Origin of the sequence: Exiguobacterium artemiae (genome assembly GCF_033342815.1) — a bacterium.
Lineage (GTDB): Bacteria > Bacillota > Bacilli > Exiguobacteriales > Exiguobacteriaceae > Exiguobacterium_A > Exiguobacterium_A artemiae_A.
This window is the reverse complement of the sequence record NZ_JAWPEN010000014.1, coordinates 1-14,538: the sequence shown is the minus strand read 5'-3', so window position 1 is coordinate 14,538 and position 14,538 is coordinate 1. Positions and strand designations below refer to the sequence as shown.

Here is a 14,538-nt window from a genome sequence, read left to right as displayed (position 1 = left end):
CCTTATAGTGAAAAGAGTGGTGCTGGATCAATATGACCGGACCAATCACTCGTTTTGAATTCGATGTGCAGATGATTGCCCGTCGAACGTCCGGTCGAACCACACATCCCGATCGCCTGCCCAGCCTCAATCTTCTGACCCGTCTTAACCTGACGTGCGGAAAGGTGGGCGTAAGCGGTAATCCAGTCGCCCTGTTTGATTTGAATCAACTGTCCATACGGTCCGCGTAGACCACTATAGGTGACGGTACCGGAACGGACGGCGTGGACGGTATCGGTATCGTGACAACTGAAATCGATCCCCGTATGAACGTCCGTCTTTCCGAAAACAATCCGTGATCCGAACCCCGACGTCATCTGCAGCGGGATGTCGAGCGGAGCATGAAGTTTTCCTTTGATCGGTCCTGTCTTGCCTCCCGCTAGTACGGTCGGTGTCAGATAACGGAGGACAGCATCAACATACTCGATGTCACCGTAACAGGCTTGATGCTCGATTGCGCTCGGACGATGGCATTGATAGATGCCGCTCTTCTTGACGCGTTGGTACATCATCTGGGAAAAAGAAATCGCGAGTTGTTTCGTATAGCGTCTACCTTTTTCTTGGACGTAATCGATGAATCCACCACCGAAGTTGTAACTCTGGAGTGTCAACTTGACGTCTTGGTTCGCTTGTCGGAAGACTGATGCGAAGTGTTTCACCCCATAACGAATGCTCTCATCGGGAGAGGTGATGCAGCCGATCCGTCCGCACTTCGATTCACTGGCTTGCATCGGATCATTCCCACGTCCACCGCTTTCCTGCATCATCAAGGCGAGGACGACGTTCGTCTGTCCCTCGAGTTGTTGCTTCTTTAATTCGCGTGCGATCGTCTCGCGATATTGTAAGACGTCATCACTGACTTGTAGACTCGCGTCCGAATAAGCAATCGGTGCCTCGGTCGCCTGATCGTTTTCGATTCCAGTCAACGTATCGAGAATGCCTGCGACGATGATAATGAGCAGGAAGAGAAGGAGCGCGATACCGAGGGCAATCAGACGATACTTTAAGGTCAGGAGTCGCCATTTCATCCGGACGGCGACACGTGCCGATTGCCGGACTGTACTCCACATCAGGCACCACCTCCGAACAAGGTCAGCTCCTCGGGTGAGACATCAACATCAAAGATCAGTGTCTTCACACCGGAGATACTAAGGACGATGCGTCCGGTCTCGAGCGACGGGATCAACCGCGTCTCACTCTCGGTCAGTTGTCCGTCGAAGACGGTCTGGATCGTCGGGATGCTCTCGGCATCCTGCTCGCCGATGAACTTATACTGCGTCAGTTGGAACAACGTCTTGACGTTCTCCGCGTTCTCCGACTTCGAGCCAGTCGGGACGAAGTCCGTGATCAAGTGCGAGGCGAAGAAGATACCACCGAAGTATTTCCGCGCTTCTCGCATAAATTGTTGTAGATAAAGGATCGCCGGTTGTGCGATGTCACGCGTGTTGATCAGGTGGTGGGCCTCATCGATGACGATCAGATACTTGAAAGCATCTTCAATCAGTAGCTCACCTTGGTTGTAGCTGCGCAGTTGTCCGGCACCGTTGAGGATCATCCCATCCCAGAGCATGTTCATCAGGTTGAAGACCTGTGCCTGGAAGATCTCGTCCTTCAGGTTCGTCAGGTTGCGTAAGGGGAACGAGACGATCGCTTCCTCATCGAACCGCTCAATCGAAGAATGCCCATCAAAGATGTTGCCGTAGTTATGGACAAGATTCGTGATGGCGAGTTCGATGTTCTCTAGCCGTCTGACACGATTCGTGCTGATGGTCTCGCGGATCGATGTCCGTGTTGCATCGGCATACAATTCGGAGCGGACAAGCGCTAAGAAGTCGGAGAAGATGGGATAGGTGTTCGCTGGATGCGTCGTGATCGGGGCGTCACCGTCCTCGTTCCAGAGCCCTTTTTCAAGGTAGAGCTGACGGAGCAGAATCTCGAACTCGTTCGCTTCTTCCTGTGAGGCTGCCGGATTGATGTAATGATAGAAGACAGCAATCTTCGATAGGTGTTGCATGAACGAGAGAGCTTCATCCGCCGAGCCGTCGGCATGTGTGACCGTCTTATAGACATGGAGCGGATTGATGCGTCCGGCGGAACCGTCGAGTGCAATCTCCTTTCCACCGAGCTGTCGGACGAGATCGGAGAACTCGCCCGTTACGTCCAAGATGCGAACGTGGTTCCCTTTGATCGCTTGATCGAGGACCGTCTTCTTGAGCAACGTTGACTTCCCGGAGCCCATCTTGCCGATCATCAACGCGTTGTAGAACTTCCGTTGCTTGTCCTTATGGAACAAGTCGAAGATAACGCTGCCGTTCGTATCCGTCGTCCCGTAGTAAGTCCCAGTCGAATCCTGTAGCGACGTGAAATGAAACGGATAACCACCTGCGATGGAGAGCGACGGAATCTCTTTCCCCCGGCGTCGGTTCGGTAGTTTTTGTTGTTGCTCGTAGCTGAGGAAGAGACTCTGCCATTCCCATTCCTGTTCGTTCAGGAAGACGGTTGCACGGAAATTTCGTGCTTCGAGTTCTTCCATTGCGTCCTGAACTTGGCGTTCGAGTACGTCGAGTGTCTTCGCTTTGACGTAGAGTCGGAGATGCAGGTACTTCATCGTCTCGCCTTGCGTGATCTGTTCGTAGAGTTCATTCAATTCTTTGTAAGTCTCGCGCGCATCAATCCGGTCGATATTATCTTTCGCATTCTCAAAGCGCGTATTCTGCTCGGCCATCGATTTGTTGATGGTCCGGATCATCTCTCGTTTGTCTGCCGTCCCGATGTCGAGCGTCGTCAGGACGCCGGGGAGGTTGAGGATCGGCTCGAGCCAGAAGTCGTAGACGGTCGATTGATATTTATAGACATGGAGGCAGGCGAGATACCCGTCACCGGTCCGGACATAGTTCGGCTCGAAGCGTAGTCCGCCTTGCGGTTGAATGGTTTGAACGAAAGTCGGATTGTAGCCGTCCTGTTGTTTAATCGTCTCGGGGTCCTGCTTCCGTAGGAAACGTGTGCGCCACATGACGTCATCATTCCTTTCCTTCCTGAGTCGGTTTCGTATTCGGGTTGTGTAGTTGGAACAATACATGGATTTTCTGCTCGAGCGTCAGTTCGACCATCGGGTTGCTGCGTCGAAGCAGTTTCATCAATTGGTGTTTTCGTTCCCGCAACATTGCCTCATCCGGCGCATAAAAAAAGAGGAGATAATCGCGATTGGTGCGATGCTCCTCAAGGTAGATCAGTTCCTGTTTCTTCTTTTGCAGGAACGGACGATAGGCGGCGTTTTGATTTTGCCGTAGCTGTCGTTCGATGCGCTGTTTCTGTTTCTCCAAATTAAGCGGTGTATTGAGCGGAATCACCTTCAACGGATGAATGTACGCCTGCAACAGATAGGCGAGAGAGAAGATGTCATGATCCTTCTCCGTCTCGGACAACCCATAGATATCTTTTGAAGTCAGTTGAATGATGTCGCAGAATGTTCCGTCTTGCATCTCGAATCCATCGAGCGCTGTGGCATCAACAATCGGTAGAAGCACGGCGACGGATGGTGGGATCCGGATGCGTTTTTCCTTCCGTGTTGGAGGTGTCGTCAGTTGCATCTCATCGAGCCAAGTAATGTCTGTCGTCGGAATTATTTTAGATCGTTTCTCTTCCGATAAACTCATGCCATCACGCTCCTTTCGATCCGTCCTTACCGTCTGTCAATGCGATATACGTGTCTTTCTTCTTCATCAGCGCGTAATAGAGCACGTGAATCATCCGTTTCTCTGGATTCGTCGTTGGGCGGATGACGAGGAAGAGTCCGAATGCGACGAGGAAGAATGTGAACGGAAGATGCAAGACGTCCGGGATGAACGGCAGGGCAATCAACCGGACGATGATCAAGGCGACGAGAAAGAGTAAATCATAGAGATAGAGCATCTTGTTGATCTTCAGCTCGGTCGTGACTTCGTTCGGAATCCGGTACTGGCGCTGTTGCATGGTCTCACTCCTTTTTTGGATCTAGCCGCGGAGCATCGGTCGAGTACATCCGGGACGATTCCTGCGTCACGCGCGTCTGGGCTTGTTCGACATGCTTGAGTTCTTTTTGTGTCGTAGTCTCGAGTGTCTGATAGATGGATTTTCGCTGACGCTGCGTTCCGGATGACGTCTCCTGCGAATCACTGGTTGACGATGAGCTACTGGAAGAGCTAGACGATGTGACGTTCGGAGGCACATTCTCTGTTGTCTCCACAGAATGAACGGACGCACTAGTGTTCGTTTTGTCGAATGGTGTCGAATTCGCTGAAGAAGTAACAGGCTTGCGATTTACTTCGGAAGTCTGTGGAGACTGTGGAGACTGTGTGACCTGATGAGATGTCGTAGGCATTTCAGGCGCTTCGAGCTCATCAGGTAAAGTAACCTGTTGTTCATTCGACGACAGATTGGACATCTTCGGTTGTGTAGCAGGTATTGTCGATTGCGAAGTCGATGGCACAGGTTTTGCTTGTGCAACAGAGTCTGGACGATGTGGAACGGATTCGGGTGATGCTGCTGCAGTCCCGCTCTTAAGCTCCGTATCGTACATTGCCTCGTCAGTCGACTCGACTCGCTGGTTTTCTTGCTCCACTGGGTGAGATGTCCGTTCTTGTGCTTGTGATGGAGTCGGAACACTTTCAGGCGAATGATCTGGACGACTCGCGGGTGTACCGCCATTCGGTGGCGGATTCGGTGGTAATTTCGTACTTGCTACTTCCGAGACCGAAGGAGCTGCAGGGCGTGACGCCATCTTCATCGTCTGACCGGCGACACGAGCGCCCACTTTCGCGGTTCCTTTCCCGACAGCATATGCACCGAGTGCGACACCCCAACCACGCTTCAGACCGGCATCAATCCCGAAGAGACGTTCGACCATGTTTGGTCCATCAATCAAAGCGGCAGAAAAGGCTATCAACGCAATCAAATAGGTGAGTCCGTCCAGTGTATCGGCCAGGTATGCCGTTCCAATCGTATAGAGTTTGATCGAAACGAAAATCAGAATGATGACGAGAAAGGTGTTCAAGATGCTTTGAATGACCTTCTTCGTCTTTTGTCCGCTGTGTAGATCAGCGGGTGCCACTAAAATCGCCAAGACATAATTAAAAGCCAACTCGAACGAGAGGCGAGCCAGCTTGTAGGCAATTGAGAAGAGGGTGAAACCCATCACCCCGAGCGTGACGAGGATTGTCAGCCAGTTCGGGTGATAACGGTAGTAGTATTGGTTATTCCAATCAAGTCCGCTTTGATCGAGTTCGCCTAGTACTTCTTCACTACCGTCCCAAAGGATAAATGATTTTGAAAGTTTTGATCCAGTAGTGGATACGTCTAGTTTATTGCTATCGAACACCTCATTAATCTGTAATCCTTTGATCAATTTGGTTGGAACATTATTTTTCACTTCATTTTCTGTATAGTTGTCAAAGTCATTTTTATCGTATGATACTAAATCGTTTAAATTTTCTTTGAGTATTGTTTCAGATATAGTTTCCTGTTGAGAACCGTATATACTACCACTCTTGGCTTGATTGACTGCTTGGTCGGTGAAGTCATTTAGTTGTTTCATCGTAGGTGAGAGTAATCCTAAAATCATCAATGAAATGAAAATATTGATAAGAAGCCCTTCTCGATCAAATTTCTTCTGAAAAATGATGAGATAGCCTGTAAAAACAAAGCTAGCGGCTAAAAGTACATACAAAAAAGGTTGAATCGTCTGAACGAATTCAACCACTTGAGGATTATTAAAGAATGTTTTGATCATCAAAATATCATCTGTAAGACTTTCGAGTGAATCTATCAACAAAGAAAGACCTCTGACAAAAATCCATCCCACAGTCCGCAGAGCATCGTTGACTAAATTACTTAAATTAAAAAGTCGTTCGAATTCGGTAAGTTTCTGGATAACCTGAGCATCAGACATATCTATCCAGACCTCCGTTTCATCCTATTTATTATTAGCTACAAACTCATTGACTGTATCAGTAAAGGTTTCATCGGTCAGGCGATTGACGTTTAGCGTATCTTTAATCTTACCTTTAGACACATAGTACAAACTCTCGCCCTTTAGAGTCGAGGTATACTCAAAGTTCGCCCGATTCACTATTTTTTTAGCATCGGGCTGAAAAGTATTATAGATGTGAATAGGTACTTCATTTTTTTTTGCTACGGAATCAAATTTACTTTGATATGAGCCGATATCTCCGTCTTCTTCTTTTAAAATCAATAGGAATCCTTCTTGTTTTCCATCCATTAGATTTTCTACCTTGGATAACTTTACTTGATTCGCATGACTAGAGTCTTCAGTTTCACTACAGCCGACTAAAAGTAACGCAGAGGAAATCAATAGTCCGGAGAGTACTCGTTTCGCTTGCATGCCTCCACCTCTTTTCCTATGATGACACCTCTTCCGGATCCGTTAGATCGCCATTGCTGACGTGGACCCGAAAATCGAATGTGTCTATAAGCGTAACAGTTTTTCGGTCGCCTGAGTCTGGGTCTTCTTCCTCAAATACGACGAGGAATCCGTCCCGGGTCTGGATGTTCAATACTTCACCGCGACGGAGACGCTTTTTGTTCTCCTTGATGATGGTCGCGATGACGCGGAGTTCACGCTGGACGCGCTCCGTGCGTGTCAGTTCTGTCATATGATGCCCTCCTTAGACGCCATGACGGAGTTTCTCGAGTCGTTTACTGATGATTGTCTTCAAAAAGTGACGCTGGTTGTCCGTCACAGGGATTGTCCTATCCAGGATGCCTTGCTCGAACGCCGTGATGGATAGGGTGTCGTATTCTGTCGTCTCGAAGATGGAGCGGAGGATTTTCGGTTGCAGGACATCACAGACACGCCATTCTGTTGCATCAGATGTCTCCTCATCCGCCTCAACGTGCTTCGATGCAACTGAGGGACCGAGTTGGAACGGGATTCGGAGTGTATTCAGGTCGAGATGCGCATGTGCGCAGGGAATGACGAGATCGTTGATGGAACGGTCCGTGTTGAAGTCATCCGCCAAGTATTCATAGCGGTATTTCATCGCTGTCCGTCCGGTCAGGAAGAGGGGATAGGACTGGATCCGTTTCTGTTGCTTGTCTTGTCGTTTGATGACCCGAATGATCAGCATCTCGCCTTCCTTCAGTCCCATGACTTCTGTTGCTGTCAACAAGCGCCGGCCATCGACACTCTCCGTCTTCGACTTCGAAAGTGAGAAGGTCTGTCCGGAACGAGACTTCGTGACGATCGTCTGCTCCCCGAGTTTCTTCGAAATCAATTCTGCCGTCGACTCATCCGCTGTCAATAGGTAGTGCGTGTTTCCGCAGTTCCCGTCGATGGTCTTCCAATCCTCTCCGTAGAGATTCTCGAGTTGCGCGTAGGACTGGATGACGAGGTTGAAACGAATGTTCCGACCGAGACAGACGGTGATGATGTTCGCCACCCCTTCAATCGCTGGCATATTCCCAAATTCGTCGAGCAAGAAGATGACTTGCCGTTCACAACGTCCACTCGTCGCTTGTGAGGCGACACGGGCTAGCGATGTATAGACTTGTTTGACGTACAGTGAAGCGATGACGTTCAACGTCGGATCATAGTCCGGAACGATCAGGAAAACGGCAACCGGACGCGGGTGCTGGCGAATCTCCCGGATGTCGATCGGGGCATCGGTCGTCCAGTCGAAGATACCATTCGCCTCGTCCTTCCAACCCGGGAGAATTATCGTATAGGTGTGCTGTTCACTCTCCACTGTGATGTCAGAACCTATATCGATTGCTTCTTCGTGATGGAGCACAAAACTCCCGTCGTCGTCCGTCGTCAAGGAAAGCTGCTTTCCGCTTGGGAAGTGGAAGGTCAGCCGTGACAAGGGAAGCGCACGTCCGCGTATCCAACGGTTGAAGCCGATCAGTTTCATGTCGAGCGAGTTCTGTGCCGTCAATCGTGCCGTCGCATCAAGGGTGAAGATCCCAAGCTTGGCATTCGTATTGGCGAGGATACTTGCGCGCGTCTGACCCCCAGAGAAATGAAGCGTCGCGTACTGCATACGTGCCGGATGATTCTCCGGGAACGCCGCGAAGAAGGCGTCGAGTGCCGATTGTTCCTGTCCCATTCCATCGGTGACCGTGCGTGAGCCGAGATCGGACAACATCAAGGCGACGTTATACATCGTGATCTTCTCCGGTTCGTGTTTGGCTTGTTCGCATAAACCGAGGATCAAGGCGGTGCAGAGGTCCGTCGAGGAGTTACTCCAGAACGGATCCTTCGCTTTTGGGTCATGATAGAGCATGTAGGCGACCGAACGCGCATATTGCTGGGCGAGGGAGTAGTTCTCGTCCAGATACGCGTCGATCGTCAGCTGCAACAGGTTATAGGACATCGATTGGGACGGGTTCATCAGATTCAGGACCTCGACCTGATAGCCGCGTGCCTCGAGCGTTTCTTTGGAGGCGGCGAATAGCTCTCCTTTTGGATCATTGATGATTAGACTCGCTTGACGTTCGGCACGACTGTAGAGATCAATCGTCGAGAAGACGAACGTCTCGCCTTTCCCGGACCGGGTTGTCCCGATGACGAGATTGTTGACGGCACTGTCATCGATATACAAGCGATCGCGATAACGGCCGACCGGGACGCCACCAGATCCGGTGTACGTCTCTTTACGGTCTGGAACGTCCCGATACTGCTGTTTCAGCTCTTGGAACGTCGTGAAGCGGGCACTTCCTTTCTGTGCTTCTTTGAGATCACGGAAATTGAGCCAATACTTTAATAAGAGAAATCCTCCTAAGAGGAAGCAGACGCCGAACAAAGCGAACGCGAGGGAGGTCGACCAGGCAAGCGTCGTCCACCAGCTCGGATCGTATTGAAGTGGGGAACCGGTCGTCAACTTCCCGTCCTCGAAGAGATTTTGGATCGTCTGCTGCAGGAACTGAAACACGACATTGAGTACTAAGAACAATACAGCTGGTAAAGCGATCAAAAAGGCAAGGCATCGCCACAGCCAAGCAGATGTAGCGAGAGAGCGAAATGAGAAGTTCATCATTATTTCAGTCACCACACTTTCATTAAAGAAGAGAAGAGGCTTGTCTTTGCTTCGCTTCGAGCGACTCATTGAGCTTCTCCAGCTCTTTTTTGTCCGTCTTCTCGGATAACTGTCGTTTTTGATCTTCGAGTGCTTGAATCTCTTCATCTAACTGGACAAGTGTTGCCACTTGCTGTTTCAATTCTTCGTTTTGGACCAGCTTGACGCTTTCTTGTGCCTTTGTCACATCTTTCAACGCGATGTAGGCACGTGTCTTCGCCTCTTTGCGCGCGGTCGTCATCTCGACACCCGGGATGGAGACCGCACGTTTATAGTCTTTCTTTAGGATGGCGAGATCGAAGGCCCCTTCATCCGTCGGGTGGACCCCTTGGAACGCTTGCAGTGTCTCTTGACGATCTGTTGCGAATGGCTTCGACTGCATGATGATTGTCTCGACGTCGATCGGATCGTTCGTCACAGCAACCGCCTGATCATAGTCTTCTCTTTCGACGTACTGGGTAATGAGGAACTCTTGTTGTTCGTTACTCCATGACTTTTGTTTTTCCAGGCGTTGTATGAGCGGTTCGGTCTCTCCGGTCAACGCTACTTCATAAAGCGGCTGCCAATCTGACGTTGCCGCTTGGACACCACTTGGTGGATCCGGCTGTATAAGTTGGACAACGGATAGCGTACCGAGGAGCAACAGACTGACACCACTGACGCCGTAGACGAGACGGCGCTGTCCGCGACGTAAACGGGAGACGTGTGTCGCGTCCGGATGTTGCTGAATCGCTGACGTCGTCATCGTCTTGTAGGATTCCGGCGTCAAGCGTTCTAGGTTCTCTAGTAATAGGATTTTTTTCGTCGCATCCTCCTTTCGGATTCGGATGCGTGGGATTCGATCCTTCAGCTGCAAATAAAGATTCGGATAGGTCGTGTCGCCGAACTGGAACGTTCCTTTGTAGACGAGCTGGTCGGCATCATCAAAGATTCGGAACTCACTTGCGAACCGTTCATTCGCTTGCTGTGCCCCTTGATGGACTTGTGTGGATAATAAAAGCGCCTCCTCATATGGGAGACGCTCGTAGTTCGGGAAGGCTTCTTTCGCTACATCAGTGAAACGGACAAAGAGCATACATTCTCCTCCTTTGAAGCAAGACATCGTAACGAAGGCAATAAAAAAAGCCATCCAGTTTGGAATGACGGTCTGTTTGATCGCTTGTTCAATTAGAATTTGATGTTATCGTTGACCATCTCCGCGAGCGTGACGGCACCCATGACGATGATCAGACCGACGGCACCGCCGACGAGCCAACCGACGGCTTTAGATCGTCCACGATCTCCCCCGAAGATGAAGTAGAAGCCACCAACTGCGAAGGCGATGGCTGCGGCGATGACGGCGAGTCCTTGAAAGAACTGGAGCAAGCTGAGTCCTGTCTCAGTCAATCCCATCTGTTTTCCTCCTCTCAATCCTGTGACGCGGATGCAGGCGATGTGACGTTCAGTTTTGAGTCAAGTGCTTCTAAGATCAGTTCCTGGTTCTCCTGAATGACGAGCTGATGCTGAACATCGAGCCATTCCTCATAGTCTTTTCCTTGGATCCGGAGTAACTTTTCGGCAAAGGTCTTGTTCTGCTTCTGTTCACGTGTCGGCATAGCGTACACTCCTTCCTTGAGGTTGATGTGCAGCAGCACATCCTTAAGGACAGTCGGAGTCAAGCAAGACGGTGGGTTTAGAGCACGTTTCCCCACGAACTCTGACATCCGATATCGGACGTCTGCTTAGGGTTTTTCGATGACCCTTAACGAATACGTGACCTGTGGGCGAGTTTTAGGCGACTCTCGCCGAACCATTTCTGCGTATATCCCGCTCATTCGGTCACACATGAGGGACACGCCGGTATGTGATTGGAGTGACTGTCCTTAGCGATATGCTGCTACGGTTATCAATTCCTTTTGTCCTTATTTCATAGTATTTCATAAGTAATTACCCATTTATAGATCGTTTACTGATGAACGAGTCTGCGACGTGAGACGTGAATCAGTTCGTCATCCGGATGCTTCCGTTTTGCGATGACTTGATTCTCCCCAACGACGGTCCGAATCCGGTAATAGAGTTGCGAAATTTCTTGAGTTTCCTTGCTCTCTTGCTCGATTGCAATTCGACCATGGAGTTGATACGTCTTACCGTCGAATGTGCGGACAGAATCCGCGAGCGGGAGTTCTGCTAAGTCAAAGCGTTCTTGCTTCAGGTTTGACCAATTTCGTTTTTTCTTTGTTCTTAAGTCGAATTCATCCCAAGGGATGGATCCAAGTGTCTTCTCACAGGCTGTCGCAAGGATTTGGACATCAAGGATAGAAGGAAGCGAATGATTTCGTTCATAGGCGCTGATTGCTGCCTGCGAAATCTCTCCATACGTCTTTTCTGCTAACTCTACCTGACTCCAACCATGCTCTAGACGTTCACGTCGTAACCACTCTCCGAAGCGGTACATAAGAAATGCTCCTTTCCTTCGAGAACTGATGTATGACAATGTTTTCCTGTTGATAGTTAGAATATAGCAGATTATTCTGTTAATTCAACTTATATTTTAATATGTCAACTTTATTACATATGTCGAATAATGACGGTACTAGTTGTATCAAGACTAATTTTATAAAATTATCAAAGATATAGTGAATGTGTATTCAAATTGTAAATTTTTTAATAAAGAGTGGACTAAGATAGTCTATTTATACATATGAAAAGCATCATGAGTCTATTAATTCTCGACTCATGACGCTTCAGGAATGACATACAGGATTGATCGTACTCAATTATTTATTTTTTTATAATCATTCAAGATTTCGTTTCCCATATTAGTAAACATTTCAGAGTTAACAAAATATTCGATAATGAAAAGTAGATTATCTCTAGAAAACACAGGATTGATGAGCAATGCTTTTTGTTCAAAAGCAAATCGATTTTTATCGTAATTCATGATCAGTTCTTTCAACTCACGTAAATCATTTTTAGAAAGATCGAATGAAACGACTGCTTCGTGAATCGTAGTATTCTCTAATTCTTCTTCATGTAAATTTCCAATCAAAGTTAATAAAGAACGATTATGAAACTTTAATTTTTCAATCTCATCGATTAAGTATTGATAATCTGTATCTGATCTATTCAAAGCGACCTCTCCCTAAAAAAATCAAAGTAAAAATGCATCAATTGCCCAAGCGATATTTCGAGCGATTGCCTTTGGTACATTTGCTTTTAGAAGTGATTGATAGATTGCACCGTGAAGCATGTCACTAGCTCCATCAATAGCGTTAGCGATTTTACTTGAATTCTTCTTAATGTATTTAGCAGTTGCCGGCGATACTACATCCTTTACAACACTAGGTGCTTTTCCACCATATCTAAAAGCATTAACAATCGCAAATCTTTTTTGCAGCCATAATAAGCAAATCCTATTTCGATTTTATAGAACGACTGACTTGTAACAACTGAGCACGTATAACCTTTAGATACTTGAACTAGGCCCTTTTATATTATGATGCAACCGAATAATTTAAATCTGAGTTATCTATTGAACTACCTCCACCTACGCTTCGTTTAGAGGTGGAGGATTCCTAAGTTATCCGACCTAACGGTTGAAAATTGATCAGGCTAACCCCGTCGTCCCGACGGTTGAAGAAGCTAAGATACGTTCAGCTTCTCGTTTGAGATTCAGTCCTGCGTTCACATCCCGGTCGTGGTGGATCCCGCAATTCGAACATGTCCATTCACGCAAGCCTAGATGCTTCACGTCCTTGTGTTGATGATCGCAACTCGAGCAGAGTTGACTCGACGCGAAGGTTTTTCCGACCTTCACGACGGTTTTCCCGTACAGTCCGCCTTGTATTCGAGCATGCGGAAGAACGCTGACCAGTTGACGTCAGAGATGGCTTTGCTCAATTTGCGGTTCTTCTGCATGTTCTTCACCTGCAAGTTCTCGATGCCGATGACGTCGTCGGTTTTGACGATCTCGGTCGATACCTTGTGCAGGAAGTCAGTGCGCTTGTTGACAATCTTTTCATGGATGCGAGCGACTTTTCGCTTCTGCTTCTGATAGTTCCTCGCCTCGGAAAGCTTCACTTTCTTGGCCATAGCGATGCATTGACGGTGGTAGAGCTTACGTTGTTCACGCGCCAGTTTCTTCTCAAGCGATCGGAAGTAACGGTCGTTCTGGTACATCGTTCCGTCCGACAGGATGGCAAAGTTCTTGAGTCCGACGTCGACGCCGACGGATGAACCGGTCTTTGGCAGCTCGTTAATCTCCTGCTCGACGAGCAGGGAGACGAAGTATTTTCCTGAAGGGTTTCGTCGAATGGTTGCGTTCAAGATACGGCTTGTGACCTGTTTCGAATGGGCGAAACGTACCCATTTCAGCTTCGGAATTTTTAACTTGTTCCCGATAATAGAGGCTTCGGGAAGTTGAGATTTCCCTTGGATATTGGTCTTATACGATTGGACGGGATTCCGCTTGGACTTGAATCGAGGATGTTCGTTCTGCTTGTTGAAGAAACGGTCAAACGCATCAGCAAGATGCTTGACGCTCGTTTGAACAGAAGTGCTATCGACTTCCTTCAACCAGTCGAACTCCTGCTTTGACGAAGGAATTTCTTTGGAACAAGAGCCGTAGGACAGTCCTTTTCCATTAGTCTTGTACGTTTCCTCCCACTTCGCCAAGAAGTGGTTGAAGACGAATCGCGAACACCCAATCGTTTTCGCGATTAGCATTTCTTGCTCTTTCGTGGGGTAGATTCTGAATTTGTAGGCTTTGTCCTTTGAAGGGAATATACCCGAAAGGCTGGCTGGCGATTCATCTCCCACTTTCACTTCGTTTAGAAGTGAAAGTGGGAGATGAATCGCCTATTTTTGATAAATAAAGTGCCTCGTCCTTCTTGACATAAAGCTTGATCAGTAATTCATCAAAACAAGGTACAACAAAGTAACTAAACGTATCAGTAATGTCAAAGTATAGCAAGCATTTCTATCATATTTATGTTGGAGCGTTCGTGGCTCCAGTTTAATTAATCTCATTTCCTTTAGTTTTTAAGGTTGAGTCTTCATATATTTAAGAAATTTATTTGATTCAAAAATGAGAACTGAATTTTTTTTTGTATATTGTGTCTGTTTTAAAAAAATTACATATTTTGTATAATGAATAAAAATACTTTTATTCATTAATGAGAATAGTCGAGGAAAATTGTTTTTATTTGACGGTTTGTCAAATTAAGTGCAACACTTCTTCCGAGAAGACCTCGTATGCAGTTTTCCAGTTCAGACATTTCCGTGGTCTCCCATTGATCCAGGCGAGCGCTTGGGCGAGTTCAGAACGATTAACCTTTCCGAAATCCGTCCCCTTCGGGAAAAATTCACGGAGAAGACCATTGGCGTTCTCGTTACTTCCACGTTGCCAAGAAGAATACGGATCCGCAAAATACATCGGTACGCCTAACGT

General features: G+C 47.9%; 14 protein-coding genes and 1 pseudogene. All 15 read right to left on the bottom strand.

All coding sequences use genetic code 11. The annotated features are described in order from the left end of the window. Window positions 1–2 precede the first annotated feature (2 nt). Window positions 3–1,109, bottom strand: coding sequence for a lysozyme family protein (locus R7V76_RS12460; protein ID WP_318092808.1), 1,107 nt, complete (start codon window positions 1,107–1,109; stop codon window positions 3–5). Continuing rightward, entirely contained in the window at window positions 1,109–3,052 is a 1,944-nt protein-coding gene (locus R7V76_RS12455) for a VirB4 family type IV secretion system protein (protein ID WP_318092806.1), read from the bottom strand. The genes R7V76_RS12460 and R7V76_RS12455 overlap by 1 nt, the downstream gene beginning before the upstream one ends. A gap of 7 nt (window positions 3,053–3,059) precedes the next feature. Then, window positions 3,060–3,695 (bottom strand): hypothetical protein, encoded by a 636-nt coding sequence (locus R7V76_RS12450; protein ID WP_318092804.1) that lies wholly within the window; start codon window positions 3,693–3,695, stop codon window positions 3,060–3,062. Between the two features lie 4 nt (window positions 3,696–3,699). Further along, a complete protein-coding gene (locus R7V76_RS12445; protein WP_214892436.1) occupies window positions 3,700–4,011 on the bottom strand; it encodes a DUF5592 family protein in 312 nt (103 codons plus the stop codon). Between the two features lie 4 nt (window positions 4,012–4,015). Continuing rightward, complete coding sequence (locus tag R7V76_RS12440) at window positions 4,016–5,965, bottom strand: pLS20_p028 family conjugation system transmembrane protein (protein ID WP_369076252.1); 1,950 nt, start codon at window positions 5,963–5,965, stop codon at window positions 4,016–4,018. Between the two features lie 24 nt (window positions 5,966–5,989). Next, a complete protein-coding gene (locus R7V76_RS12435; RefSeq protein WP_318092798.1) occupies window positions 5,990–6,418 on the bottom strand; it encodes a hypothetical protein in 429 nt (142 codons plus the stop codon). A gap of 16 nt (window positions 6,419–6,434) precedes the next feature. Beyond that, the gene (locus tag R7V76_RS12430; protein WP_318092796.1) at window positions 6,435–6,689 is read right to left on the bottom strand and encodes a hypothetical protein; all 255 of its coding nucleotides are present in this window, start codon (window positions 6,687–6,689) and stop codon (window positions 6,435–6,437) included. 12 nt (window positions 6,690–6,701) lie between these two features. Continuing rightward, window positions 6,702–9,068 (bottom strand): VirD4-like conjugal transfer protein, CD1115 family, encoded by a 2,367-nt coding sequence (locus tag R7V76_RS12425; RefSeq protein ID WP_318092794.1) that lies wholly within the window; start codon window positions 9,066–9,068, stop codon window positions 6,702–6,704. A 25-nt stretch (window positions 9,069–9,093) separates the two neighbouring features. Beyond that, window positions 9,094–10,185, bottom strand: coding sequence for a hypothetical protein (locus R7V76_RS12420; protein WP_318092792.1), 1,092 nt, complete (start codon window positions 10,183–10,185; stop codon window positions 9,094–9,096). A gap of 92 nt (window positions 10,186–10,277) precedes the next feature. Then, window positions 10,278–10,502 carry a hypothetical protein gene (locus tag R7V76_RS12415; protein WP_318092791.1) on the bottom strand — a complete coding sequence of 75 codons (225 nt, stop codon included), beginning with the start codon at window positions 10,500–10,502 and terminating at the stop codon, window positions 10,278–10,280. 14 nt (window positions 10,503–10,516) lie between these two features. After that, a complete protein-coding gene (locus R7V76_RS12410) occupies window positions 10,517–10,705 on the bottom strand; it encodes a hypothetical protein (protein ID WP_214767752.1) in 189 nt (62 codons plus the stop codon). 350 nt (window positions 10,706–11,055) lie between these two features. After that, window positions 11,056–11,544 carry a helix-turn-helix transcriptional regulator gene (locus R7V76_RS12405; RefSeq protein WP_318092789.1) on the bottom strand — a complete coding sequence of 163 codons (489 nt, stop codon included), beginning with the start codon at window positions 11,542–11,544 and terminating at the stop codon, window positions 11,056–11,058. A 318-nt stretch (window positions 11,545–11,862) separates the two neighbouring features. Beyond that, window positions 11,863–12,219, bottom strand: a complete 357-nt coding sequence (locus R7V76_RS12400) for a hypothetical protein (protein WP_318092788.1) — start codon at window positions 12,217–12,219, stop codon at window positions 11,863–11,865. Window positions 12,220–12,696: 477 nt separating this feature from the next. Further along, a pseudogene (gene tnpB, locus R7V76_RS12395) lies at window positions 12,697–13,814 on the bottom strand (IS200/IS605 family element RNA-guided endonuclease TnpB). A gap of 490 nt (window positions 13,815–14,304) precedes the next feature. Continuing rightward, window positions 14,305–14,538 (bottom strand): IS30 family transposase (locus R7V76_RS12390; RefSeq protein ID WP_318092787.1); only part of this gene is annotated, 234 nt, incomplete at its 5' end.